Origin of the sequence: Burkholderia thailandensis E264 (assembly GCF_000012365.1) — a bacterium.
Taxonomy (GTDB): Bacteria; Pseudomonadota; Gammaproteobacteria; order Burkholderiales; family Burkholderiaceae; genus Burkholderia; species Burkholderia thailandensis.
The window spans coordinates 476351-501079 of the sequence record NC_007650.1 but is presented as its reverse complement, the minus strand read 5'-3'; the positions used below and the strand labels follow the sequence as shown (position 1 = coordinate 501079).

19 protein-coding genes are annotated in these 24729 nt (G+C 69.4%); 10 read left to right on the top strand and 9 right to left on the bottom strand.

What is annotated here, in order from left to right:
• Nucleotides 1-140 precede the first annotated feature (140 nt).
• The 4 genes from BTH_RS02155 to deoA form a co-directional block, all read right to left on the bottom strand.
• Entirely contained in the window at nt 141-1082 is a 942-nt protein-coding gene (locus tag BTH_RS02155; protein ID WP_009895301.1) for a 1-phosphofructokinase family hexose kinase, read from the bottom strand.
• A gap of 248 nt (nt 1083-1330) precedes the next feature.
• Complete coding sequence (locus tag BTH_RS02150) at nt 1331-1978, bottom strand: BON domain-containing protein (protein WP_009895299.1); 648 nt, start codon at nt 1976-1978, stop codon at nt 1331-1333.
• 345 nt (nt 1979-2323) lie between these two features.
• On the bottom strand, nt 2324-2716 hold the full coding sequence (locus BTH_RS02145; RefSeq protein ID WP_009895296.1) for a cytidine deaminase: 393 nt from the start codon (nt 2714-2716) through the stop codon (nt 2324-2326).
• A gap of 251 nt (nt 2717-2967) precedes the next feature.
• Nucleotides 2968-4290, bottom strand: a complete 1323-nt coding sequence (deoA, locus tag BTH_RS02140; protein ID WP_009895295.1) for a thymidine phosphorylase — start codon at nt 4288-4290, stop codon at nt 2968-2970.
• A 705-nt stretch (nt 4291-4995) separates the two neighbouring features.
• Between deoA and BTH_RS02135 the strand changes: the two genes are divergently transcribed.
• A complete protein-coding gene (locus tag BTH_RS02135; protein ID WP_009895292.1) occupies nt 4996-5175 on the top strand; it encodes a hypothetical protein in 180 nt (59 codons plus the stop codon).
• A gap of 239 nt (nt 5176-5414) precedes the next feature.
• The gene (locus BTH_RS34225) at nt 5415-5567 is read left to right on the top strand and encodes a hypothetical protein (protein ID WP_009895290.1); all 153 of its coding nucleotides are present in this window, start codon (nt 5415-5417) and stop codon (nt 5565-5567) included.
• Between the two features lie 96 nt (nt 5568-5663).
• Here the strand turns inward: BTH_RS34225 and deoC are convergent, their stop codons facing one another.
• The 4 genes from deoC to BTH_RS02115 form a co-directional block, all read right to left on the bottom strand.
• Nucleotides 5664-6449 (bottom strand): deoxyribose-phosphate aldolase, encoded by a 786-nt coding sequence (gene deoC, locus BTH_RS02130; RefSeq protein ID WP_009895288.1) that lies wholly within the window; start codon nt 6447-6449, stop codon nt 5664-5666.
• A 13-nt stretch (nt 6450-6462) separates the two neighbouring features.
• Nucleotides 6463-7737, bottom strand: a complete 1275-nt coding sequence (locus BTH_RS02125; RefSeq protein ID WP_009895286.1) for a NupC/NupG family nucleoside CNT transporter — start codon at nt 7735-7737, stop codon at nt 6463-6465.
• A gap of 312 nt (nt 7738-8049) precedes the next feature.
• Entirely contained in the window at nt 8050-10512 is a 2463-nt protein-coding gene (locus BTH_RS02120) for a pyridoxamine 5'-phosphate oxidase family protein (protein WP_011400900.1), read from the bottom strand.
• A gap of 53 nt (nt 10513-10565) precedes the next feature.
• Nucleotides 10566-11219, bottom strand: a complete 654-nt coding sequence (locus tag BTH_RS02115) for a glutathione S-transferase family protein (protein ID WP_009895283.1) — start codon at nt 11217-11219, stop codon at nt 10566-10568.
• A 230-nt stretch (nt 11220-11449) separates the two neighbouring features.
• Between BTH_RS02115 and BTH_RS02110 the strand changes: the two genes are divergently transcribed.
• Nucleotides 11450-12349 (top strand): LysR family transcriptional regulator, encoded by a 900-nt coding sequence (locus tag BTH_RS02110; RefSeq protein ID WP_009895281.1) that lies wholly within the window; start codon nt 11450-11452, stop codon nt 12347-12349.
• Between the two features lie 91 nt (nt 12350-12440).
• Here the strand turns inward: BTH_RS02110 and BTH_RS02105 are convergent, their stop codons facing one another.
• Nucleotides 12441-13094: a TetR/AcrR family transcriptional regulator gene (locus BTH_RS02105; RefSeq protein WP_009895280.1), complete on the bottom strand. Its 654-nt coding sequence runs from the start codon at nt 13092-13094 to the stop codon at nt 12441-12443.
• A 103-nt stretch (nt 13095-13197) separates the two neighbouring features.
• On the opposite strand from BTH_RS02105, the gene BTH_RS02100 reads away from it, so the two are divergent.
• The 7 genes from BTH_RS02100 (at nt 13198) to BTH_RS29475 (ending at nt 24694) form a co-directional block, all read left to right on the top strand.
• Complete coding sequence (locus tag BTH_RS02100) at nt 13198-14106, top strand: SDR family NAD(P)-dependent oxidoreductase (RefSeq protein ID WP_009895278.1); 909 nt, start codon at nt 13198-13200, stop codon at nt 14104-14106.
• Nucleotides 14103-15701 carry a flavin-containing monooxygenase gene (locus BTH_RS02095; RefSeq protein WP_009895277.1) on the top strand — a complete coding sequence of 533 codons (1599 nt, stop codon included), beginning with the start codon at nt 14103-14105 and terminating at the stop codon, nt 15699-15701. Before BTH_RS02100 ends, BTH_RS02095 begins: the two co-directional genes overlap by 4 nt.
• 5 nt (nt 15702-15706) lie before the next feature.
• Nucleotides 15707-16681: an alpha/beta fold hydrolase gene (locus BTH_RS02090; protein ID WP_009895275.1), complete on the top strand. Its 975-nt coding sequence runs from the start codon at nt 15707-15709 to the stop codon at nt 16679-16681.
• A gap of 775 nt (nt 16682-17456) precedes the next feature.
• The gene (locus tag BTH_RS02085; protein ID WP_009895273.1) at nt 17457-18920 is read left to right on the top strand and encodes a sensor domain-containing diguanylate cyclase; all 1464 of its coding nucleotides are present in this window, start codon (nt 17457-17459) and stop codon (nt 18918-18920) included.
• Between the two features lie 129 nt (nt 18921-19049).
• Nucleotides 19050-19499, top strand: coding sequence for a zinc-finger-containing protein (locus BTH_RS02080; protein ID WP_009895271.1), 450 nt, complete (start codon nt 19050-19052; stop codon nt 19497-19499).
• A 945-nt stretch (nt 19500-20444) separates the two neighbouring features.
• Nucleotides 20445-22370 (top strand): S53 family peptidase, encoded by a 1926-nt coding sequence (locus BTH_RS02075; RefSeq protein ID WP_009895269.1) that lies wholly within the window; start codon nt 20445-20447, stop codon nt 22368-22370.
• A gap of 518 nt (nt 22371-22888) precedes the next feature.
• Entirely contained in the window at nt 22889-24694 is a 1806-nt protein-coding gene (locus BTH_RS29475; RefSeq protein ID WP_011400895.1) for a collagen-like triple helix repeat-containing protein, read from the top strand.
• The last annotated feature ends 35 nt before the right edge of the window (nt 24695-24729 follow it).

Sequence of the window (24729 nt, the reverse complement as noted above, 5' to 3'; positions counted from 1 at the left end):
GATTGCGTCGACCGATGGCGCACACGCGGCCGCACGGGTCATGGCGTCCGATTCGCGCACTCGATGAGCAACGAGCAATCGCCCGTCGGCGCCCGCCGGCCGCGCACGCGCGTTGGCGGCTCACGCAAACCGCGCATGCGTCACGCGCCGGCCATCCCCGGCAGTTCGCGATAGATCCGCTCGACGTCTTCCTTCGTGCACAGCGCGGTGCCCTCGCTCAGCAGCGACGCCGACGCGGTGGCGAGCGCGTAGCGCGACGCATCGGCGATGCCCGCGCCGCGATCGAGCGCGGCGACGAGCCCCGCGACGAAACTGTCGCCCGCGCCGATCGCGCTGCGCACCGCGACCTTCACGCCCGGCAACCGCACCGCATCGTCGCGCGACACGACAAGCGCGCCGGCGTCGCCGAGCGTCAGCGCGACGATCTGCGCGCGCCCGCTGCCGACGATCGCGCGCGCCGCCGCGAGGCGCGCGCCGTCGTCTTCGAGCGGCAGCCCGGTCAGCGCACGCAATTCGCCCAGGCTCGGCTTCACCAGATAGACGCCGGCGTCGAGCGCGGCCGCGAGCGCCGGCCCCGACGTGTCGACGGCCGTGCGCACGCCGCGCGCGCGCGCGATCCGCACGAGCCGGCCATAGCAATCGTCCGGCATCCCGGGCGGCAGGCTGCCGCTCATCACCAGATAGCGCGACGCGTCGGCGAGCCGCGCGAGCGCGTCGACGCAGCGCGGCCATTCGTGCGGCGCGAGCGCGGGCCCCGGCAGCACAAAGCGGAATTCGCGCCCCGTCGACGTTTCGAGCACCGAGAAATTCTCGCGCGTCTCGCCGGCGATGTCGACGCAGCGCGCGCGCACGCCTTCGTCGGCGAGCAGGCGGTGCAGCGCGAGCCCGGTGCCGCCGCCCGCGAGATAGACGGCCGAGCAATCGGCGCCGAGGCGCGTCAGCACGCGCGCGACGTTGATCCCGCCGCCGCCCGGATCGCGCCGCGCGGGGCCGCAGCGCAGCTTGCGGGTGTCGGTGACGCGCTCGACGGCCGTCGCGACGTCGACAGCGGGATTCGGCGTGATGGTGACGATTTCGGGCATCTCGGGCGATCGTGGCAACAGAAAGAAAACGTGACGGCCTGATGCGGCGACGCGCGACCGCACGCCGCAAGGCGCACGGTCGATCCGGTGTCGGGCAGTCCGCTTGGGCACAAGCGGACTGCCGCTTGCCGCTTGCCGCTTGCCGCTTGCCGCTTGCCGCTTGCCGCTTGCCGCTTGCCGCTTGCCGCTTGCCGCTTGCCGCCGGTCGGCGTCGAACGCCGCGCGCGACGCGCAAGCGCCGCGCGCGCCTAAGCGACGGTCAGATGGTCGATGACTTCGCGCACGCCCTTCACCGACCACGCGGCGCCGCAGGCCGCGCGCCGCTCGATCAGCGAATCGACGACGCCCGTCAGCGTGACGACGCCGTCGCGCTCGTCGACGTCGATATGCGCGGCCTCCCGCTGCGCGCGGCGCGCGAGCGCATCCGAGACGCGCTCGCGCACGGTTTCGCCCGCGTCCTGCGAATGCACGTCGATCCGGTTGACGACGCCGATCACGCCGCGCATCCGGCTCACGACCGCCTCGGCCGCCTGCCGCTGGTAGCCGAACTCGACTTCGCCCGTGAGCGTGACGCACCCCTCGTCGACATCGACGCGAATCTCCTGTCCGGCGAGCCCTTCCTGCCACGCGAGCGCCGACACGATCGCGGCGGCGAGCACTTCGTCGTCGCGTGGCGATTCGCCCGGCAACACCTTCAGCTCGAGCACCAGCGCGCGCGCGCCGGCGACGCGCTGCGCGGCCTTCTGCGCCGCGTACTTCTGCGCCCAGCTCGGCACGAAGCCGCGCAGCGTCACGATGCGATCGTGCACCGATACGTCGATCTGCCGCGCATCCAGCGACGGATCCCAATACAGTTCCTGTTCGACATCTTGCCTGAGCGCAGCATCGGATTTCATCGTCGTCTCCTCGCCGACCGGTTTCGATAAGCGGCGCCGGCGGCAAAACACGCGCGGCGGCGCACGCAAACCAGCATCGCGCATCGCGCGGCGCGGACCTTGATGCGCGTCAATGAAGGGGAAACGACGGACGAATGCGCGGCCATGCGCCCGGACGACGGCCGATGCGGCGCGGCGCGATGCCGACCGCGCGCGCCGCGGCGGCCCGCGGCCGGTCGCCGAAGCGCCGGAGATCGAAGAAGGCGAGCAAGCGCGCGACGCGCGTCCATCATGCCAGATGGACCAGACGCGCGGAAAGCGCGCGAAACAAGGCGAATCGCGCACGCGCCGCCGGCGCCGCGCGCGTCACGCCAGGTGGAACGCGTCGGGCAGCAGGTCGCCCGCGCTCGTCACGCGCACGTCGCCCGCCATGTTCGCCAGCACGACTTCGAGCGTCGGCTTGCCGAGCTCGATCATCACCTGCCGGCACGCGCCGCACGGCGCGATCGGCCCGTCGGTCTCGCCGACGACGGCGATCGCCGCGAACTCGCCAGGCCGGTAGCCCGCCGCGAGCGCCGAGAACAATGCGGTGCGCTCCGCGCAGTTGCACAGCCCGTACGACGCATTCTCGACGTTGCAGCCGTGGAAAACCTTGCCGTCGTTCGTCGCGAGCGCCGCGCCGACCTTGAAGTTCGAATACGGCGCGTAGGCCTTTTCGCGCGCGGCCTTCGCCGCTTCGATCAATGCTTGGTGCGTCATGTCGTGTTACCTCGTTCGGTGACTTGATGTTCGGTGATTTCGTTTTTCGCGCGGCGACGGGCGGCGATGGACGTTGCTTGCGAGGCGTCGCGGGCCGCGCTTGTCGCTTGTCGCTTGTCCGTGCAAGTTTGCGTTCGCCGGCGTTCTTGCGCAAACGCGCATCGCCGTGCAACACGCCGCGGCCTATCCGATACCCGCCGAGCCCGGACGGGCCGGATGCGTCGAAGCCCCGGCGCGCGCGGCATGATCGATCATTCGATCACCGCGTAAACGACGCGCGTTCCCGCCGGCGGCTCCGCGCCGATGCGGTACGCGCGCCGCACCGCATCGGCGGCCAGCGCGGCCGCGTCGGCATCGCGTGCGTGAACGGTCGCGAGCGGCTGGCCCGCCTCCACGCGCTCGCCCAGCTCCGCGAGCGCGGACAACCCGACCGAGTGGTCGAGCGCATCGCCGATCTTCGCGCGCCCGCCGCCCAGGCCGACGACCGCGAGGCCGAGCGCGCGCGCGTCGATCCGCTCGATCCGGCCGGCGCGCCCGGCGCCCACGGGCACGGCAACCGCCGCGCGCGGCAGGTGCCGGTCCGGCCGCTCGATCAGATCGGCGGGCCCGCCGAGCGCCGCGACCATCCGCGCGAAACGCTCGGCGGCCGCGCCCGATTCGAGCGCGGCGCGCAGCCGGCGGCGCGCATCGCCCGCGTCCTCGGCAAGCCCGCTCATCGTCAGCATTTGCCCGGCGAGCGCGAAACTGACCGCTCCGAGCCGCTCGGGGCGCGCCGCGCCCGTCAGGAAATCGATCGCGCAGCGCACCTCGATCGCATTGCCCGCGCACGGCGCGAGCGCCTGATTCATGTCGGTGAGCATCGCGGCCGTCTTCATTCCGGCGCCGTTGCCGACCTCGACGATGCTGCGCGCGAGCTCGGCCGATTTCTCCGCGGTCGGCATGAACGCGCCGGAGCCGACCTTCACGTCCATCGCGAGCGCGTCGACGCCCGCCGCGAGCTTCTTCGACAGGATCGACGCGGTGATCAGCGAGATCGACTCGACGGTCGCCGTCACGTCGCGCACCGCGTAGATCCGCTTGTCGGCAGGCGCGAGCTGTGCGGTCTGGCCGACGATCGCGACGCCCGCGTCGCGCACGACGCGGCGCAGCGTATCGACGCGAGGCGCGACATCGTAGCCGGGAATCGCCTCGAGCTTGTCGAGCGTGCCGCCCGTATGGCCGAGGCCGCGGCCCGAGATCATCGGCACGTGGCCGCCGCACGCGGCGACCATCGGCCCGATCAGCAGCGAGGTCAGATCGCCGACGCCGCCAGTCGAATGCTTGTCGACGACAGGGCCGTTCAGACGCTCGCCGCGCCAGTCGAGCACGTCGCCGGAATCGCGCTGCGCGAGCGTCAGCGCGATCCGCGCGGACAGCGGCAGCTCGTTGAAGTAGACGGCCATCGCGAACGCGGCGATCTGGCCTTCGGTCACGTCGCCCGTCGTCACGCCGCGCACGAAACGCGCGACATCGGCCGCGTCGAACGGCTCGCGGTCGCGCACCTTGCGAATGAATTCCTGCGGCAGGAAGGTCATGGTTTGCATAAGCGGTTGATTTTCAACGACACGATTGCATTCGACAGCATTCGAGGCGACGAAGGCGCCGCGCGGCCGGGCGACATCCCGCGAGAACAAACGCTAACACGAGTGCGCGCGCGGCACGCGAAAACCTGAAGCCCCGCGCAACCTCGACCGATTGGAACGACACGCGCCCGCGCGCGACAAAATCGAGACTCGGGCCGCGCGCATGTTTCGCGCTCGACGTGTTCCGCTCAGTCGCCGTGCGCGATCCTTGGCCTGCGTCGCGCACGGCAAACCGAATAAGCCCGGCCCGCATGGCCGGACAATCTGCAACGGGATCATCCGGAATCCTCTCGTTTCACGAGATGCGTATCGACCACGGAAACGCTCGAGCGGAAAAGCGCGCATTCCGTCTCGCGCCGCTCATTGCCTTCCGTTTCCGATCCCGACCGCCCCCGGCAGTCCCGTTGCAGGGTACACGCGGCCGTCGAATCGACGCGAGACGGCGAACACCCGCGCAAATCGCGAGCGCACCGGCGAATTTCAATAAACGTCGCCGTCTCGCACGGCCGAATAACGAGATAACGAATTCAAAAAAAGTAATCGCGCGCCTGTCGCCTGGCGGTCCGGAAATTCGGCATATCACTCTAACCGGGGATTTTCCCTGTCAAGGCGACGGGGGGGGCGGCCGTTAAGATGATCAAAGACAGGGAGGTCGACATGCGCTACGCCATCTTGATGCCGAAAGCCGAAGCACCGCTGGGTTACTACGATTCATCGGTCACGCCGACACCGGAAGACATGGCCGACTACCTCGCGAAAACGATGGGATTCGACGATCGCGACGACTGGATCGAGGCGTATGGCGTCGAGAAGCTCGGCTATGCGCCGGTTCATTGACGAATTGGCGTCCGGCGCGTCTTGCGCTTCTCATCACTTCTCATCGCTTCTCATCGCATCGCGTGGCCTCAAGCCGTCGCTCGCGTCTTCCGCGTCACGCCGCCGGGCACGTCGCGTTTCCGTTCACCCGTGCCGGCGGCCGGCCGGCGAATCGGATCGTTCGAGGAAGAAGACGATACGGCCGGCCGCAAAGCGCGGCCTGTTCAAGCGCGCCGACGCCATATCGGCAAGCGGAAAACATGATCGGCGCAGCCGCGCATCAGCCGGGCGCGTTTCGCCGCGAACCGTCGGAGCCGCGCGAGCGTGACGGCGCGCGCCAGCCGGTGCGTTGCGACGGCGTTGCCGCGGACGGCGGCGGGATTCACCGCGCGACGCAGCCGCAGCCCGGCTGATCGACGCCGCGCGGCGAGCCGGGCGGCGCGCTCCAACGCGCATGAAGCCGGGCATCATGCATTCGAGCGCGGCGCCCCCGCATCGCCCGGCGTCGCTCAATACCCCCCGCTGCGCGTCGCCCCCGCCCGGTGCCCGAGCGTCTCGAGCAGATTCCCGAGCAGCCCCGACGCGCCGAAGCGAAACGTCGCGCTCGTCAGATAGCCCGGGCCGAGCTCGCGCTGCGCGAGCGACAGGTATTGCGCCGCATCCTGCGCGGTGCGCACGCCGCCCGCCGCCTTGAAGCCGACCGTGCGGCCCGCGACGCGGATCGTCGCGAGCATCACGGCCGCCGCGTCGAGCGTCGCGTTCACCGCGACCTTGCCTGTCGACGTCTTCAGAAAATCCGCCCCCTCCTCGATCGCGATCTCGCTCGCGCGGCGGATCGCCGCTGCGTCGCGCAACTCGCCCGTCTCGAGGATCACCTTCAGACACTGGCTGCCCGCCGCCGCGCGGCATTGCGCGACGAGCTCGCGCCCGATCCGCTCGTTGCCGTCGGCGAGCGCGCGATACGGAAACACGACATCGATCTCGTCCGCGCCGCGCGCGAGCGCGTCGGCCGTCTCGCGCGCGGCCGCGTCCGGATCGGCCTCGCCGTGCGGAAAGTTCACGACGGTCGCCACCGGCAGCACGAGCCCGTGCCGCGCGAGCGCCGCATGCGCGACGCCGACGAAGCGCGGATACACGCACAGCGCGGCCGGCGTGCCGACCGGCGTGTCGGCCGACGCGGCGAGCGCGGCGATGCTGTCGTCGGTGTCGTCGTCGTTCAGCGACGTGAGGTCGATCAGGTGCAGCGCCTTCAGCGCCGCTTCGGTCAATTGGTTGCGATTCAACGAAAGCTCCATGCGAGCACCTCGTTCAGGAAAGGGACAGGAACAGCCCGGCAATCGTCGCGCTCATCAGGTTCGACAGCGTCGCGGCCGCGAGCGCGCGCAAGCCGTAGCGCGCGACGTCGGAGCGCATGCCGGGCTCGACCGCGGTGAAACCGCCCGTCAGGATCGCGATCGACGAGAAATTCGCGAAGCCGCACAGCGCGAACGACACGATCGCGATCGTCTTCGGCGCGAGCACCGGGAGCCCGGCCGCGACGACCTGCGCGGCGTCCTTCAGGTAGGGCGACAGCGCGCCGTACGCGACGAACTCGTTCAGGATCAGCTTCTGGCCGATGAAGCTGCCGGCCACCGACGCATCCCGCCACGGCACGCCGATCAGCCACGCGAGCGGCGAAAACAGCACGCCGAGCAGCGATTGCAGCGTGACGCCGGCAAAGCCGAGCCAGCCGGCGACGAGCCCGACCATCGCGTTCAGCAGCGCGATCAGGCCGATGAACGCGATCAGCATGGTACCGACGTTCACCGCGATGCGCATCCCGACGCCCGCGCCGGACGCGGCCGCCTCGATCACGTTCGCCGCGCGCTTCTCGTCGAATTCGAGCGAATCGACGACGACGCGCGACGGCTCCGTCGTCGGGCACAGCATCTTGCCGAACAGCAGGCCGCCCGGAATCGCCATGAACGACGCGGCGAGCAGATACTCCATCTTCACGCCGAGCCCCGCGTAGCCGGCGAGCACCGAGCCCGCGACCGACGCCATGCCGCTCGACATCACCGCGAACACTTCGGTCGGGCTCATCCGCCGGATGAACGGCTTCACGAACGCGGGCATCTCGCTCTGGCCGAGGAAGATCGTCGCGACGGCCGAACACGCCTCGATGCGGCTCACGCCGAGCAGCTTCGCCATCGCGGTGCCGACGATCCGGATCAGCCACTTCATCACGCCAACGTGGTACAGCACCGCGATCAGCGACGTGACGAACACGATCATCGGCAGCACGCGCAGCGCGAACGCGAAGCCGCCGTCGCCGAACAGCGCGAACATCTTGTCGCCGACGAGGCCGCCGAACAGGAACGCGACGCCGTGCTGCCCCATCTCGAGCACGCTGTTGACCGCGTGCGCGGTGGCGGCGAGCGCGTCGCGGCCGACGGGCACGAACAGCACGAGCGCGCCGATCGCAAGCTGCGTCGCGAGCGCCGCGACGACGGTGCGGGCGCTGATCGCCCGCCGGTTGATCGACAGCGCATAACCGACGCCGAGCAATACCACGATGCCACACAAGCTGCGCAAGATGTCCACGAACATACCTCGGATGCTGGGATGGGAAGCCGCCTTCGCCGGCGCGACCGGTCCGGCTCGCCGGCCGCCTCGATCGGACGCGCGAGCCCGTTTATTCATCGGACGAGAACATAACGTGCGCGGGCGGCGAACGCCAGTGGCCGGATCGATCGGGGAACGAAAGATGTTTGCTCGCGCATGCGGCGCGTGATTTCGATTGCCGGCGGGATTTTGGCGAGGTAGGAGCGCTGGCGTTCGGCTTCGGCGCGCACCTTGCCGCGAGTGGCGATACCGCGAAGCGACGAAGCAGCGAGGCGGCTTCGATCCGCCGCGCTACAGATCCAGCGTCACGCAGGGCGGCCCACTTTCCGCATCGCCGGCGCAATCCGGCGTCGCCATGCAGACGAGCGCCATGCCCGGCGCGACTTCCGCGTCGACCGTGCCGCCGTACCGAACCCGTCCGCCGAGCACGCGTGTCGTGCACGTGCCGCACGCGCCGGACCGGCAATTCGAGTCCGCCGGCACACCGTGCGCCTCCGCGAGTTCGAGCAGCGTGCCGTCACGCGGCGTCCATTCGACCGTGCGCCTCGACCGGCTGAACACGACGGTCGCCGCATGCGCGCCGGCCTGCCCGCCGGCTTTCGCGTCGTCTCCGCCGCCGCTCTTCTTGCCGCTCTTCTCGCCGCTCTTCTCGCCGCTCTTCTCGCCGTCGTTTCCGTCCCCGTTCCCGCCATGCTTCACGATGGGCTTTTCATCGGCCGCCACGATCGCGGCCGCGCCGCCTCGCAACGCCGTGCGCCGAACGCTCGCCGGCCCGAACGCCTCGAGGCGGATGCGCCCGTCCGGCACGTCGAGCGCGCGCAGCCCGTCGTACAGCGACTTCATGAACGAAGCCGGCCCGCACAGATAGAAGTCGTAGCTGCCGAAAGGCAACACGCGTTGCAGCGCATCGATGCTCACGCGGCCCGGCGACGCGCCGGCCGACGCGCCGTCGGCGCGGCTATCGAACAGGTGCACAGACAACGCCGGATGCGCGCGCGCCGCAGCGGCGAGATGCGCGGCGAACGGCCGCTCGTCGCCGCGCCGCGCGCCGTGCACGAAGTAGATCCGCTTCGCGTGCGCATCGGCCGGCGCACCGGCCGCACGGCGCGCGAGCACGGCGTTGAGCATCGCGATCATCGGCGTGATGCCGATCCCCGCCGACACGAACACGGCGGGCCGCGGGCTCGCCGCATCGAACGTGAACGCGCCGCGCGGCGCCGTCGCGTCGATCCGCACGCCGGGCCGCGCATGATCGTGCAGCCATGACGACGCGCGGCCGTCGCGCTTGACGCTGATCCGGTAGCGCCGGCCGTCGAATGCGTCGGACAGCGTGTAACTTCGGATCAGCGGTCCGGATTGCCCGGCCGCGGGCAACCGGATCGTCAGATGCTGGCCCGGCTCGAACGGCGCGAGCGGGCCCGCGTCGGCGGCTTCGAGCTCGAACGAGCGGACGTCGGGCGTCTCGTCGCGCACCGCCGCGACGACGAGCGTGCGCCAGCGTGCATCCGGCGACCGCGCCGAAATCGCGGCGGAAGCCTGCGGCATCTCCGCCTCGTTCGTCGCCTGCGTTGTATGCGGCGCTTCCGGGGCTTTCGGCCCGTCGCGCGTTTCCGATGCTTCCGATGCTTCCGATGCCTCGGACGCCTCGGACGCCTCGGACGCCTTCAACACTTTCGACAACATCGACGATTCCGGCAATTCCGCCGATTCCACCCTCGCCAGGCCCGCGACACCCGCCGCCCCCATCCCCGACGAAGACGAAGACGAAAACACCCCCGCCCCGCCCCACGCCGCGAACTGCGGCGCGAACCGCGGCGCCGACCACCGGAACGGCAGCACCGCCGCACTGCGCCGCACTTCGCGAATGCGCAAGCGCACGAGCCGCTGCGCGCCGTCGAACGCGGCGAGCGCCGGCCCGTCCCAGACGATCTCCGCGTCGGCCGCCACGTACAGCAGATCGCCGCGCGCGAAGTCGACGAACAGCAAACCCGCGCGCGGATCGCGCAGCAGGTTGCCGATCGTGTTGAAGAAGTTGTTGCCGCTGTAGTCGGGCGTCGTCAGCGTGCGGTCGTCGTCCACGCGCACGAAGCCGGGCGGTCCGCCGCGATGCGACACGTCCACGCCGCGCGCGCCGCCCGCCGCGTCCGACGTGTTCGCGGTCGCGATGAAGAACGTGTCCGCGCGCGCGAGCAGCGCGCGATCGTCGGCGTCGAGCCGCGCGGCGCGCCGCTGAGGCGGCGCGGCGTACGCCCGCTGCGGCGGCGCGGGCGTCGGCGTGCGGCTCTGGATGTACTTCGCGCAGTTGCCGAAGCTCTGGCCGACCGTCACCGACATCGCATCGCCCTCGAGCGACGCGACGACGCCGTTGATCCGGTTGCGCCGCCGCGTATGCAGCTCGATGCCGAGCCCACCGAGCAGACTGCCGACACGCCAACTGCCGGCGAGCGGATCGTCGCGCAGCGCGCCGCCCGCGATGTCGAGCGTGCGCGGCTGCGGCGACGAGATGAAGCCCGGCGCGCCGACGCGCAACGTCGCCCACGGCTGGCCGTCGCCGTCCACGCCGCCGACGACGAAGAACGGCAATTGCGCGAAGAACGCGCGGTGCTGATCGGGCATGAACGCACGGATGCCGCGCCCGCCGGACTCGGCGGCCGCGTCCGCGACGCCCGCGCGCCGCTGCGCGGCGAGCTCGCCGTCGTGGAACGGCGCGACGGACGGCGGCGCTTCGGGCGCCGCGGGTGCGGCTTGCGTCATGTCGTTCTCCTTCGCAATGGATTCGGCGTCGCGCGCGGCAGCGCGCGTCAGCGTCAGGCCGCGTCGGCCGCGCGCAGCCCCGCACGGCTCGCCGGCATCGGCACGAAGCCCGGCAGCGCCTCGATGCGCGCGAGCCACGCACGCAGATTCGGATATGGATCGAGCGACACGCCCCCCTCCGGCGCGTGCGCGATATACGCATACGCGGCCACGTCGGCGATCGTCGGATCGTCACCCGTCGCGAAGCGCTTGCCGGCGAGCTCGGGCTCGATCACGTCGAACAGCCGCCGCGCGATCCCGATCGCGCTCGCGTGATCGAGCGGCGCGCCGAACAGCGTGACGAGGCGCGCGGCGGCCGCGCCGTACGCGATCGGCCCCGCCGCGAGCGACAGCCAGCGCTGCACGGCGGCCGCGCGTGGCGGATCGTCGGGCAGCCACGACGGATCGCCGTAGCGCTTCGCGAGATAGACGAGGATCGCGTTCGAATCGAACAGCACGAATTCGCCGTCCTCGATGACGGGCACCTGGCCGAACGGATTGAGCGCGAGAAATTCGGGGCGGCGGTTCGCGCCGCCGCGCATGTCGACATCGACGAACTCGACGGGCAGGCCGAGCAGCGACAGGAACAGCTCGACGCGATGGCAGTGGCCGGACAGCCGGGTCCGGTGGAGCCGGATCGGCGCGGCGGGCGGGCGGTGGGCGGGCATGGGGCGGCACTCCTCGAATGAAGGGCGAAGAACCAAGAGAACAAAGGGCAAACGGCGAAGAACGAACGGCAACCACGCAAAACGACGGCAGCGCGGCGGCGGACGGCGCCGGCCATCATTGCGGCGCGGCGGCGGCCCGGCCATCGACACACGCAGCGTAGCGCGCGCATCGCGTTCACATAAGATGGATAATTGCCGAAACACAATCCTTGATGAATGGACAATCGGCGATGGCGGACATTCGCGACGTGAACCTGAACCGGCTGGCGATCTTCGTCGCCGTGGTGGAGGCCGGCTCGCTGACGGCGGCAGCCGAACGGCTCGGCCTCGCGAAGACGATGGTGAGCGCGCACATCCAGCGGCTCGAGGCGGAGGTCGGCGCGAGCCTCGTCGTGCGGACCACGCGGCGGCTCAACGTGACGCAGGCGGGCCGCACGTTCTACGACGCGTGCCGCGACATCCTGCGCGCGACCGAGACGGCGCTCGCCGCCGTGGCGGGCGAAGCGGGGCCGCTGCGCGGCACGCTGCGCGTGAGCGCGCCCGTCGATTACGGCGCGCTCGTCGTCGCGCCGGCGCTCGTCGCGCTGCGCGACGCGCATCCGGCGCTCGACATCGAGTTGCAGTGCGACGATCGCGTCGTCGATCTCGTGCGCGACAGCCTCGACGTCGCGATCCGGCTCGGCCGGCTCGCCGATTCGAACCATCGCGCGGTGAAGCTCGGCGGCTTCGAGCGCTGGCTCGTCGCGAGCCCCGCGTTCGTCGCGCGCCACGGCGCGCCGCCCGCGCCCGAAGCGCTCGGCGCGCTGCCGTACGTGATGCTGTCGACGGTGCCGCGCACGACGCTCGAGCTCGCGAACGCGCGCGGCGAGCGCGCGAGCGTGCGTTGCAGGCGCGCGTTCGCGTCGAACACGGCAACCGCGTGCCGCGCGGCGGTGCTCGCGGGCGGCGGCTTCGGCGTCGCGACGAGTTTCTCGAGCGCCGACGACATCGCGGCCGGCCGGCTCGTGCGCCTGCTGCCGGACTGGTCGTTTCCGCCCGGCGACATCCACGCGGTGTTTCCGTCGGCGAGCCATCCGTCCGCGAAGGTGCGCGCGTTGATCGATGCGCTCAAGACGCGGCTCGCCGCGTAGTGCGCAAGGCGCGGCTCGCCGCACAAGCGCGGGCCGCAAGCGCGCGCCGACTCGAAGCGGCGGCGCGGCGCCGGACGCCGCCGCCGCCCGCTCACCGCATCGCGAGAAACCGCAGCGTCCCGAGCAGCACCTTCCGGCAATTGCGCACCATCTTCTCCTCCGGATCGCGATAGCCGGTCAGCAGCCACGCCGCGCCGACGTTCGTCATCGCGCCGACGAGCGCGAGCCCGATGATCCGTTGGTTCGCGCGCTCGTCGGCGTCTTCGCTCACCGGCCCGGCGAACGAAATGATCATCTTGCCGAATTCGAGCAGATTGCGTTGATAGGTCGCGTCGGTTTCCGCGCTCACGCCCATCACTTCGAGCAGCAGCACGCGCGCGGCACAGGTGTCGCGCAAAAACGCGAAGAACGCCGCGAGCCCCGCGTCGACCCGCGCTTCGAGCCCGTCGCGCGAGCCGCCGAGCGCGTCGACCGCCTGCCTCACCGACGCGCGCAACCGCTCCGCGTGATGCTGATAGGTGCAGCGCAGCAACGCGTCGGCGCTGTCGAACGCCGCGTAGAAATAGCGATCGTTGAGCCTCGCTTCCTGGCAGATCGCGCGCACGGTCGCCCGGCGAAAGCCGGCCGTGCCGAAGATGCGCGTGCCCGCGCGGATCAGCGCGTCGCGGCGCTCCGCGGCGCGCGCCTCGGGTGCGATCCCGCCGTACGGGCGGCCCTTCTTGTCGAGTTCGAGAAAGTTCTCCATTTCGCTATTTGACATCAGCCAATGTCAAAATTAAAGTGGTGACGGCTCACACCACATTTAAAACTGACATAAATCACGAGACACCCTTAGGGAGGGCCGTCAGATGAGGAATTTCTCCGGCAAGGTGGCGGCGATCACGGGCGCGGGCTCCGGCATGGGGCGCAGCCTCGCCGTCGAGCTCGCGCGGCGTGGCTGTCATCTCGCGCTGAGTGACGTCAACGAAGGCAGCCTCGCGCAGACCGTCGCGATCTGCGCGGCGCACGGCGTGAAGATCACGTCGCAACGGCTCGACGTCGCGTCGCGCGACGCGGTGTTCGACTGGGCGCGCAAGACGCGCGACGCGCACGGCAAGGTCAACCTCGTCTTCAACAACGCGGGCGTGTCGCTCGCGGCGCCCGCCGAGACGGCGCGAATCGAAGACTTCGAATGGATCATGGGCATCAACTTCTGGGGCGTCGTGCACGGCACCCAGGCGTTCCTGCCGTATCTGCGCGAATCGGGCGACGGCCACGTGATCAACACGTCGAGCCTGTTCGGCCTCGTCGCGATGCCGACGCAAAGCGCCTACAACGCGACGAAGTTCGCGGTGCGCGGCTTCACCGAGGCGCTGCGCATGGAGCTCGAACTCGAAGGCGCGCCGGTGGGCGTGACCTGCGTGCATCCGGGCGGCGTCGCCACCAACATCGCGACCGCGTCGCGGATCGATTCGAGCATCGCGACGCTGACCGGTCAGGATGTCGAAACGCATCGCCGCGCGGCGAACCGGCTCATCAACGCGACGACGCCCGAGGCGGCCGCGCGCCAGATCATCGCGAGCGTCGAGCGCAACGCGCGACGCGTGCTCGTCGGCGCCGACGCGCGCCGCATCGACAAGCTCGCGCGCCTGTTCGGCTCCGCGTACCAGGTCTTCGTGCTGCGCTTCGTGCGCAGGTCGCGCGAGCGCAACTTCGCGCGGCAGCAGGCGGCGGCGCGAACCGCTCCCCCTTCCTCCATCAGCAAGGACCCCGCATGAGCTCGACGACAGACTGGAACGCCGCGCGCGCGCTCGACGATCACGCGCCGCAAGCGGCGACGGGCGGCAACGCCCGCGCCAAGACCGACTTCGACGTGCTGATCGTCGGCGCCGGCCTATCTGGCATCGGCGCCGCGTACTACCTGCGCGAGCGCTGCCCGGACGCGACGTACGCGATCCTCGAGGGCCGCGCGACGATGGGCGGCACGTGGGACCTGTTCCGCTATCCGGGCGTGCGTTCGGACTCCGACATGTTCACGCTCGGCTTCAGCTTCCGGCCGTGGCGCAGCGACAAGGCAATCTCGGACGGCCAGACGATCCTCGACTACATCAAGGACACCGCGCGCGCATACGGCTTCGACAAGACGATCCGCTTCAACCACAAGGTGACGGCCGCGAACTGGGATTCGGCGAGCGCGCGCTGGACCGTGCGCGTGCAGCGCGCGACGGACGATGGCCGGCACGAGCAAGCCGTCTACACGTGCCGCTTCCTCTACATGTGCAGCGGCTACTACGATTACGAAGAAGGCCACGCGCCGAGCTGGCCGGACATGGACGCGTACCAGGGCCGCATCGTGCATCCGCAGCACTGGCCGAGCGATCTCGACTACAAGGACAAGCGCGTCGTCGTGATCGGCAGCGGCGCGACCGCGGTGACGCTCGTGCCTTCGATGGCGGCCGACGCGCGCCACGTGACGATGCTGCAGCGCTCGCCGACCTACATCGTGTCACTGCCCGCGCGCGACGCGATCGCGAACACGCTGCGCCGCTGGCTGCCGTCGGGGCTCGCGCACCGGCTCGTGCGGCTGAAGAACGTGCTGCTGACGATGTACTTCTACAACCTCGCGCGCCGCCGCCCGGACGCGACGAAGAAGTTCATCATCCGCGCGGCGGGCAAGCAGCTCGGGCCGCAATTCGACGTCAACAAGCATCTGACGCCGCGCTACAAGCCGTGGGACCAGCGCCTCTGCCTCGTGCCGAACGGCGATCTCTTCAAGGCGATCCGCTCGGGCCGCGCGTCGATCGCCACCGACGAGATCGAGCGCTTCACGCCGACCGGCCTGCGCCTGAAAAGCGGCCAGCGCATCGATGCCGACGTGATCGTCACCGCGACGGGCCTGAAGCTGAAGATGCTGGGCGGCGCGGCCGTGACGGTCGACTCGCGTCCCGTCGATCTGTCGCAGACCGTGTCGTACAAGGGGATGATGTACAGCGGCGTGCCGAATCTCGCGTCGTCGTTCGGCTACACGAACGCATCGTGGACGCTGAAGGCCGAGCTGATCGCGCAATACGTGTGCCGGCTGCTCGAGCACATGCGCACGCACGGCTACGACGTCTGCGTGCCGCGGCTCGCCCCCGGGAGCATGGAGCTCGAACCCGTCGTCGACCTGACGTCGGGCTATATCCAGCGCGCCGCCGGCGTGCTGCCGAAGCAGGGCACGAAAAAGCCGTGGAAGTCCTACCAGAACTACGCGCGCGATTTCGCCACATTCAGGTTCGGCGCGCTCGCCGACGGCGCGATGCAGTTCGAGCGCCGCCGCCCGGCGCCCGCCGAACGTGACGCCACCCGTCAGCCCGCCTACGAAGGAAGGTGATCCCGATGATAGCCAAGCTGTTCCACTTTCTCGTCTACGCATTCGTCGCGCTCGTTGCGTTCACGCAGTACGCCGCGTATCGGATCAGAAAGACGTTTCCGCCCGAGGGCAAGTTCGTCGACGTCGGCGCGGACCGCCTGCACTACGTCGAATACGGCGAGGGCCCGCCGATCGTGTTCGTGCACGGCCTTTGCGGCCAGTTGCGCAACTTCGCGTATCTGGACCTGCAGCGGCTCGCTAAATCGCATCGCGTGATCCTCGTCGACCGCCCCGGCTCCGGCCGCTCGACGCGCGGCCCGCGCTCGAGCGCGAACGTCTATGCGCAGGCGCGCACGATCGCGATGTTCATCGCGACGCTCGGCCTCGACAAGCCCGTCGTCGTCGGCCACTCGCTCGGCGGCGCGATTTCGCTCGCGCTCGCGCTCGATCATCCGCAGGCCGTGAGCCGGATCGCGCTGATCGCGCCGCTCACGCACACCGAGACCGAGCCGCCCGGCCCGTTTCGCGGCCTCGCGCTGCGCTCGTCGCTCGTGCGCCGCTTCGTGTCGCTCACGCTCGGCCTTCCGGTCGCGATGCTGCAGAACCGCAAGGCGGTCGAACTGGTCTTCGCGCCCGAAGCGGTGCCGCACGACTTCGGCGTGAAGGGCGGCGGCCTGCTGGGGCTGCAGCCGCACGCGTTCTATTCGGCGTCGTCGGATCTCGTCGCCGCGCCGGAGGATCTGCCCGACATGGAAAGCCGCTATGCGTCGCTGACCGTGCCCGTCGACGTGCTGTACGGCCGAGGCGACGAGATCCTCAACTGGCAGCGTCACGGCGAGGCGCTGAAGAAGCGGCTCGACGCAGTCAATCTGACGGTCGTCGACGGCGGCCACATGCTGCCCGTCACGCAGCCCGCGCAGACGACGGACTGGCTGCTCGACGTCGCCGGCAAGCCGGTGGCCGCCGAGCCCAAGCGCGAGGCCGAAAGCGCGGAAAGCTGAATCGACGACCGACGGCGGCAGGTCTCGCGGCGCGTGCGGTTGCGCCGCGAAGCCTGCCGGTTCGCGCGATGCGCGCCGCCTTTCGGGCGGCGCGTTTTTTTTGATCGGCGAGCGCGGCGGCGAACGGCGCGCGATATTCCGTTGCATGCGCAACGAATCTGACCTGCGGCCGACCACAGGCCGGGATCATGACGAGAGCCTTCCGGCTCGATAACGGACGCCTTGCATCGCCGTGCCGCCCGCCGCGCGCCGATCGTGCGCCCACCGCCGCCCGCCCGTGCCGCCGCGGAATCGCCGCGCATTCATGCGGCAATCCGCCGCATGCGCATTCCGGGCCTGCCCAGCGAATCGGACTTGCGGCGGCGGCGAGCGATCGCCGCGCGAATCCGTGCGCGCCGATCGCGATAATCGGAAGGAAAAACTCCGCCCACGCCCGCGATCGCAAGAACACGCGCGACGCAAACGCCGAGGCGGCGGGCAAGCGAACCGCAAGGCCGCCGCGCCGCCCGCCACGCCCGTCCCCGTCTAGGGAATTGCCCTTGTGCTACGTCAGAATGCTCAAGAAAATGCGGCATTGCACGATAACCTGAATAACCGCCGCCTTCGCATGAGCTGAAACGCTCGCGAGGCGGCGCACGACACGGCGGTCCGATCGAACGGCGTCCACGCACCGCGACGCCGCCGCCCCGATCGCCAGACAAGCTCCCCCGACGCCATGCGCACGCGTTCGACCTCCTCCGTCACTCGTCACCTGCAGTCCCGGATGCAGCACCTGATGTCGCCGATGGGCGTAATCGTTTGCGGCGCGCTGCTGCTCACGCTGATCTGGCTGCTCTGCGCGCGCGTGCTGTACGAATCGCGCAAGGACGCGTACCTGCACGCGGTCGAAAACTCGCACAATCTCGCGCTGCTGCTCGAACGCGACATCGCGCGCAACGTCGAGCTGTACGATCTGTCGCTGCAGGCGGTCGTCGACGGCGTCAACGACCCGCGCATCATGGCGCTCGATCCCGCGATACGCAGCAAGGTGCTGTTCGACCGCGCGGCCACCGGCAAGTATCTCGGCACGATCTACGTGATGAACGAGCGCGGCGACATCGTGCTCGATTCGCACTTCCCGCGCCCGCCGCCCGTCGCGAACTTCTCGTATCGCGACTATTTCGCCTATCAGCGCGATCATCCGCAAGGCGGCCTCTACATCAGCAAACCGTACGCGGCGCGCCTGCGGCACGGCGCGCTGACGGTCGCGCTGAGCCGGCGCATCACGCGCGCCGACGGCTCGTTCGGCGGCGTCGTCGTCGGCACGCTCAGCATCGACTACTTCCGCTCGCTGCTCGACGGCCTGTCGGTCGGCCCGGGCGGCACGGCGTCGGTCTTCGGGACCAACGGGCTGCTCATCACGCGCCTGCCGTTCGATCCGAAGATGGTCGGGCGCAGCATCGTCGGCTCGGACCTCTACGCGCACGCGAGCGCGAGCGACGAAGGCGTGTTCACCGGCGTCGCGTCGATCGACGGCGTGCGTCGGCTCTATGTGTACAAGCGGCTGCCGGGGCTGCCGATCATCGTCAACGTGTCGCCCACCGAGCAGCACGTGTTTCTGCAGTGGCGCATACGGGCGCAGCGGCTCGTCGCGCTGATGCTCGTGTTCGGCGTCGTGATCGTCGGCGGCACCGCGCTGCTGTCGCGCGAGCTGCGCTGGCGACGGCACGCGGAGCTGCACCTTCAGCGCCTCGCGCGCACCGACGCGCTGACGGGCCTCGGCAACCGCCGCGCGTTCGACGAGAACCTGCGCAGCGAATGGGCGCGCGCGCTGCGCACCGGCCGGCCGCTGTCGCTGCTGTTCGTCGACATCGATCAGTTCAAGGCCTACAACGACCACTACGGCCATCAGGCGGGCGACGACGTGCTGCGCGAAGTCGGCCGCTGCCTCGCGCTGAACGTGCGCCGCGCGGCCGACGACGTCTCGCGCTACGGCGGCGAGGAGTTCGTGATCACGCTGCCGGACATCGACGCAAAAAGCGCGGCCGCGATCGCCGAGCACATCCGCCGCGCGGTCTACGATCTCGACATCGAGCATGTGAGGAGCCCGTACGCGCGCGTGACCGTCAGCATCGGCCTCGTCACGTCGCACGAGCACGCCGCGCACTCCGACACGACGCTCGTCAAGATGGCCGACGCCGCGCTGTACCAAGCGAAATCGACGGGACGCAACCGCGTCTGCGACGCGCAGCACGCCTGAGCCGGCGCGTACGCGGCGGCCGCGCCGCGTTCGGGCTCGCGATCGCGCCCGGAAGGAACCGCGGCCGCGCGATCCGGTCATTCGTATACGCTATTGCCTTGTCCACACTCGAATCCCCTGCCCTGAACCATGCGCGTCGGCCGCCCCGTTCCCGCCCTCCCCCAACCCGTCTGCGACTACTGCGGCGCGAAAGCGCTGCTCGCACGCTTCGGCGACGACGCATACCCGTACCGCGAAGATCACGGCGAGCTGTGGATCTGTGCGCCGTGCGACGCGTGGATCGGCGTCTTCGCGCGCAGCCGGCGCCACGTGCCGCTCGGCCGGCTCGCGAACGCCGAGCTCAGGCACGCGAAATCCGAATTGCATGCGGCCCTCGAGCCGCTCGTCGCCGCAAAGATGCGGCGCGACGGCTGCAATGCGTTCGAGGCGCGTGCGAAGGGAATCCGCTGGCTCGCGACGCAGTTGGGGCTCGACGCCGCGTCGAGCACGATTCACACGTTCGATCTCGATGCATGCCGAAATGCGCTGCGGCTCGTCGAGCAATTCACGTCGCGCAAATCCCTATCCTCGAATTCGTAATACGGATTCGGCGCATCCATTTCGCCTCGAACGCCTTCCGCGGATTGCGCCGGCAACCCGCGCTTATCGAATTCGCGCCAAACGAATTACGACTCTAAATTTTTTAGATCGGATCAAAAAAAGTTTGACGCCTTGATTTTTTACTTGCTATCTTTTCGCAGACAAATGCCGCCGAAGGCACGCGGCACAAGCATTACCCGACATCACCCTAACCGAATTCTTCCAACTCAATTACATCGTTGACGAGGGGCGGCATTCAAATCACGAAGAAACCGCAGAGAATTTCCGGGCCACCGATTGACTCCTGATTAACCGGCAATCCGACGCCATTCATCGCAATTCGGAAATACCGAAAATCACTCGATTCACTGCGGATTTTCGAGATTGGATTTTCCGGCGATGTGGGCGGAGCCGGAATATCGAGTGTCGGGCCCATGCACTCGACAAACGGCGCGCGACAAGAGGGCATCGCGCATCGGCAACGCTGCCTGTTTCGCGCACGGTGCAACTCGCCCCGCGCCAACTGCGCAACAGAACGTGTGATCGATCTCGCACGCCGCTTCGCCGCGGCTGCGTGACGGGAATCGTGTTGTCCGAAATCGCAGGAAAGCGCGGCGCAGCGGCCGCGTCGGACCACCGCCGGGCCGATGCGCCGCCAGGGTCGCGAAACGGTTTTCGGCGCGTCGAACGCGGCCTTTCGCGCGCCATATGAATGGGATTCCTAAGCATCCGACGAACGACTGATCGAAACGCGCGGGCTCGCTCGACGCGAACGCCGTGCGAAACGGCGCCGCGCCGCCGCCGCATTCCATCGAAGGGAGGAAATCATGTCGCCGTGAACGTCTGCCGCGCCGCATCGCCGTGCATCGGCTGCACGCCGCGCGTCCCTACCCCGTCGGAGCGCGCCGTCGCATCCGTTCATCACCGTCTTATTGGGGCTCAAAAATGCAGAGAACTCAGCATGTCAACCGGCTATTCTCGAAACGCTTCGCGCTGTCGCGGCTACCGCTGGCGATTGCCGCCACGCTGTCCCCGCTCCTCGCGCACGCGGCGCCCGACTGGGTGCCCACCCGCACCGGCGCGTTCCTGATCGCGCGCGCGCCCGCATCGCAGACGCTCGCGAAAACCGCGCCGAGCTATGCGCTCAACATGATCGGCACGCCCGAGCTCACCGACACGAACGTCACGCCGCTCGAGCTGAGCCAGCCGCTGCGCGTGACCATCGTGCTGAAGAGCCGCAACGAAGCGCAGCTCGACGCACTCGTGCGCGAGGTGAACCAGCCCGGTAGCGCGAACTATCGCAAGTACCTGACGCCCGAGCAGTTCAAGGCGCGCTTCGCGCCGACCGACGGCCAGGTGCGGGCCGTCGTCGCGCACCTGAAGGCGAACGGCTTCGGCGACATCACGGTGTCGGCGAACAACAAGCTGATCTTCGCGCAAGGCAACGCGTCGAACGCGGAGCGCGGCTTCCGCACGACGCTCAAGCGCTTCAGCTATCGCGGCAAGGCAGTCTATGCGAACGACTCGGCCGCGCTGGTTCCCGCGTCGCTGAGCCCGTTCGTCGAATCGGTGCTCGGGCTGCAAAGCGCGGCCGTTCCACATCGGCTGATCCATCGCGGCACGCCGGCCGGCGCGCGCATCCAGACCGACACGATCACGAAGAACGCGGCAGCGAGCAGCTCGCAGGTCGGCCATCAGCCGACCGATTTCGCGCAGATCTACGGCGCGAGCGGGCTGCCCGCCGCGACCAACACGACGGTCGGGATCATCACGTGGGGCGACATGACGCAGACGATCGCCGACCTGAACACGTTCACGCAGAACGCGGGCCTGCCGAGCGTGAACACCGCCGTCGTCGCGGGCAGCTCGGGCACGCTCGCGGACGACGGCGATCCGGGCGAATGGGATCTCGACAGCCAGACGATCATCGGCACGTCGGGCGGCGTGAAGCAACTGATCTTCTATGCGGCCGTCAACGGCGACAGCAACGACAGCGGCCTCACGAACGCGACGCTGACCGCCGCGTACAACAAGGCCGTCACCGACGACGTCGCGAAGATCATCAACGTATCGCTCGGCGAGGACGAAGCGGCCTCGAATTCGGACGGCTCGCTCGCCGCGAACGACGCGGTGTTCAAGCAGGCTGTCGCGCAGGGGCAGATCTTCTCGGTGTCGTCCGGCGACGCGGGCGTCTATCAATGGTCGACCTCGCCGTACGGTGCGCCGGGCTACGTCGGCACCTACAGCGGCGGCAAGGTGACGACGAAGATCAATCTGGCGAAGTACAGCGTGTCGTCGCCGGCAAGCTCGCCGTATGTCGTCGCGGTCGGCGGCACGACGCTGTCGACGAGCGGCACGACGACCTGGGCGGGCGAGACCGTCTGGAACGAAGGGCTCGCCTACGCGGACGTCAGCGGCAGCGGCCAGCCGCTCGACAGCGCGGTGCGCCTGTGGGCGACGGGCGGCGGCGTCAGCGGCTACGAAGCGGCGCCGAGCTGGCAGACGGCCGCGCTCGGCAGCTCGGTGACGAAGCGCGTCGTGCCGGACGTCGCGTTCGACGCCGCCCAAGCGACGGGCGCGTATCTCGTGATCAACGGCCAAGCGAATCAGTTGGTCGGCGGCACGAGCCTCGCGTCGCCGATCTTCGTCGGCGGCTGGGCGCGCGTCGAATCGGCGAACGGCAACAGCCTCGGCCTGCCGACGTCGGCGTTCTACCAGGGCCTGCCGGGCAATCCGTCGCTCATTCACGACGTGACGTCGGGCAACAATGGCTACAACAGCTACGGCTACAGCGCGAAGTCCGGATGGGATGACGACACCGGCTTCGGCAGCCTCGACTTCGCGAAGGTCAGCGCGAGTTCGGTCAAGTAGCGGGAGGGAGTCGCCGCGCGTCGCCCGTTCGGGATGCGCGGCGGTGTCGGGGCGGTGTCGGGGCACGATGGGGCACGATGGGGCACGATGGGGCACGATGGGCGGCGTGCGGATCGGTCGATCGATGCCGGCCGAACGGTCGGTCAAAGCCGCATCGATCTCACTCCCATTTTCGAATCGCGCCGTTCTCGTCAGGAATCGCAACGCATTTGACACATTCGAATTCGCGCCGCCCGTACGCGCATTGACGTTCGATGCGCGGCTCTCGCGATCCCCCCTTGTTCCATGTTCCGTTCCGCGTTCCCGACGCCCCCGTTACGTCGTGCGGAACGTCACGTAGCGGAACCGGAACACGCTCATGGCGGCCTCGCAGAAAATCCGACTTTTCCGGCGAATTTCGAACGATTAATCGATCATTTAATATTTTTTATACATTAACGAAGATAAACTCTACGAAATAACCAATGGTACGAAAATTGCATCGACGACTGGCATCAAGATTTATCTGGGAGCCTGTCATGCAAAAACTGTTCAATAAATCGGCCATCGCAATCGGCATTTCCACCCTTCTCGCTCTGTCCGGCTGCGGCTCGGTCGACGGCCCGTCGCTGTCGGCCGGCGGCGTCAAGCCCGCCACCGTCGGCAATTCGGGGACTTCGGGGACCTCCGGTACATCGGGCACTTCCGGCACGTCGGGTTCGGGCGGCACGTCCGGATCGTCGGGTTCGGGGACTTCGGGCACGTCGGGGACTTCGGGCACCTCGGGGACCTCCGGTACGTCGGGCACTTCCGGTACGTCGGGCACTTCCGGCACCTCGGGGACTTCCGGTACCTCGGGCACCTCCGGCACCTCGGGGACTTCCGGCACCTCGGGCACTTCCGGTACGTCGGGCACTTCCGGCACCTCGGGGACTTCCGGCACCTCGGGGACTTCCGGTACGTCGGGCACCTCCGGTACGTCGGGCACCTCCGGTACGTCGGGCACCTCCGGCACGTCGGGGACCTCCGGTACGTCGGGCACCTCCGGTACGTCGGGCACCTCCGGTACGTCGGGCACCTCCGGTACGTCGGGCACCTCCGGTACGTCGGGCACCTCCGGTACGTCGGGCACCTCCGGTACGTCGGGCACCTCCGGTACGTCGGGCACCTCCGGCACCGCCTCCTCCCCGCTCGGCAATATCCTCGCGCAGACCGGCAACCTGATCACCGCGACGGGCACCGTCGTCTCCGCCACCGGCAACCAGATCTCTGGGACGTCGGTGCCGGGCGTCAACAGCGCGACGACCACGAACCTCGGCAACGCCGTCAGCTCGCTCGGCAACGGCGTCCAGACGCTCGGCAACGGCACCGCCGCCGGCCTCGGCACGCTCGGCACGTCGACGAACCCGCTCGGGCCGACGCTCACGTCGACATCGGGCGTCGTATCGAACGTCGGCAATGCGGTTTCGTCGCTCGGCGGCGTCGTGACGAGCATCGGCACCGGCCCGCTCGCGCCGCTCGCCCCCGTCACGTCGCCGCTCGGCGGCGCGGTCGGCACGCTCGGCAGCACCGTCACGCAGGTCGGCTCAGGCCTGAACAACGTGCTCACGAGCGCGCCCATCCAGCAGCTCGAGACGGGCGTCAGCTCGATCATCAATCCGATCACGAACGCCGTCTCCGGCACGACGCAGACGATCGGCACCGCCACCGGCCTCGGCGCGCCGGTCAACAACCTGCTGACCACCGTCGGCAACGGGCTGAACGCGGCCGGCACGAAGGTGTCGGGCTCGACGAACAACCAGGTGGTCCAGGCGGTCGGCGGCGTCGTCAGCCAGCTCGGCAACACGGTCACGAGCGTCGGCGGCCTGCTGACGGGCGGCACGACCAATCCGCTTGCGCCGATCACCGGCGTGCTGTCCGGCGGCTCGACCAACCCGCTCGCGCCGATCACCGGCGTCGCGGGCTCGCTGAGCGGCACGCTCGGCGCCAACGCGGGCCTCACGGCGGGCACGACGCAGCCGGGCGCGACGACGAATCCGCTCGCGCCCGTCACCGGCCTGCTCGGCGGCCTGTCGGGTTCGGCGGGCGGCAACGCGACGGCGGGCCTGACCGCCGCGCTCGCGCCCGTCACGAATCTCGTCGGCTCGCTGACCGCCGGCATGACCGGCGCCGTCGCGGCAACGCCGCCCGCCACGACCGCCGGCTCGACGACGACCGCGCCCGCCACGGGCGTCGTCGGCAGCCTGACCGGCGGCGCGACCGCGAGCGGCACGTCGACGACGAACCTGCTCGCGCCCGTGACCAACCTGATCGGCGGGCTGCTCGGCAGCGTGTCGGGCAAGTAGGCGCAGGCAAGCCGAACGGCGCGGCGGCCGGGTCC

Bases quoted from the DNA above. Each gene is read 5' to 3' on its own strand.
- BTH_RS02155 (WP_009895301.1), bottom strand. From the start codon at position 1,082: ATGCCCGAAATCGTCACCATCACGCCGAATCCCGCTGTCGACGTCGCG.
- BTH_RS02150 (WP_009895299.1), bottom strand. From the start codon at position 1,978: ATGAAATCCGATGCTGCGCTCAGGCAAGATGTCGAACAGGAACTGTAT.
- BTH_RS02145 (WP_009895296.1), bottom strand. From the start codon at position 2,716: ATGACGCACCAAGCATTGATCGAAGCGGCGAAGGCCGCGCGCGAAAAG.
- deoA (WP_009895295.1), bottom strand. From the start codon at position 4,290: ATGACCTTCCTGCCGCAGGAATTCATTCGCAAGGTGCGCGACCGCGAG.
- BTH_RS02135 (WP_009895292.1), top strand. From the start codon at position 4,996: ATGCGCTACGCCATCTTGATGCCGAAAGCCGAAGCACCGCTGGGTTAC.
- BTH_RS34225 (WP_009895290.1), top strand. From the start codon at position 5,415: ATGATCGGCGCAGCCGCGCATCAGCCGGGCGCGTTTCGCCGCGAACCG.
- deoC (WP_009895288.1), bottom strand. From the start codon at position 6,449: ATGGAGCTTTCGTTGAATCGCAACCAATTGACCGAAGCGGCGCTGAAG.
- BTH_RS02120 (WP_011400900.1), bottom strand. From the start codon at position 10,512: ATGACGCAAGCCGCACCCGCGGCGCCCGAAGCGCCGCCGTCCGTCGCG.
- BTH_RS02115 (WP_009895283.1), bottom strand. From the start codon at position 11,219: ATGCCCGCCCACCGCCCGCCCGCCGCGCCGATCCGGCTCCACCGGACC.
- BTH_RS02110 (WP_009895281.1), top strand. From the start codon at position 11,450: ATGGCGGACATTCGCGACGTGAACCTGAACCGGCTGGCGATCTTCGTC.
- BTH_RS02105 (WP_009895280.1), bottom strand. From the start codon at position 13,094: ATGGAGAACTTTCTCGAACTCGACAAGAAGGGCCGCCCGTACGGCGGG.
- BTH_RS02100 (WP_009895278.1), top strand. From the start codon at position 13,198: ATGAGGAATTTCTCCGGCAAGGTGGCGGCGATCACGGGCGCGGGCTCC.
- BTH_RS02095 (WP_009895277.1), top strand. From the start codon at position 14,103: ATGAGCTCGACGACAGACTGGAACGCCGCGCGCGCGCTCGACGATCAC.
- BTH_RS02090 (WP_009895275.1), top strand. From the start codon at position 15,707: ATGATAGCCAAGCTGTTCCACTTTCTCGTCTACGCATTCGTCGCGCTC.
- BTH_RS02085 (WP_009895273.1), top strand. From the start codon at position 17,457: ATGTCGCCGATGGGCGTAATCGTTTGCGGCGCGCTGCTGCTCACGCTG.
- BTH_RS02080 (WP_009895271.1), top strand. From the start codon at position 19,050: ATGCGCGTCGGCCGCCCCGTTCCCGCCCTCCCCCAACCCGTCTGCGAC.
- BTH_RS02075 (WP_009895269.1), top strand. From the start codon at position 20,445: ATGCAGAGAACTCAGCATGTCAACCGGCTATTCTCGAAACGCTTCGCG.
- BTH_RS29475 (WP_011400895.1), top strand. From the start codon at position 22,889: ATGCAAAAACTGTTCAATAAATCGGCCATCGCAATCGGCATTTCCACC.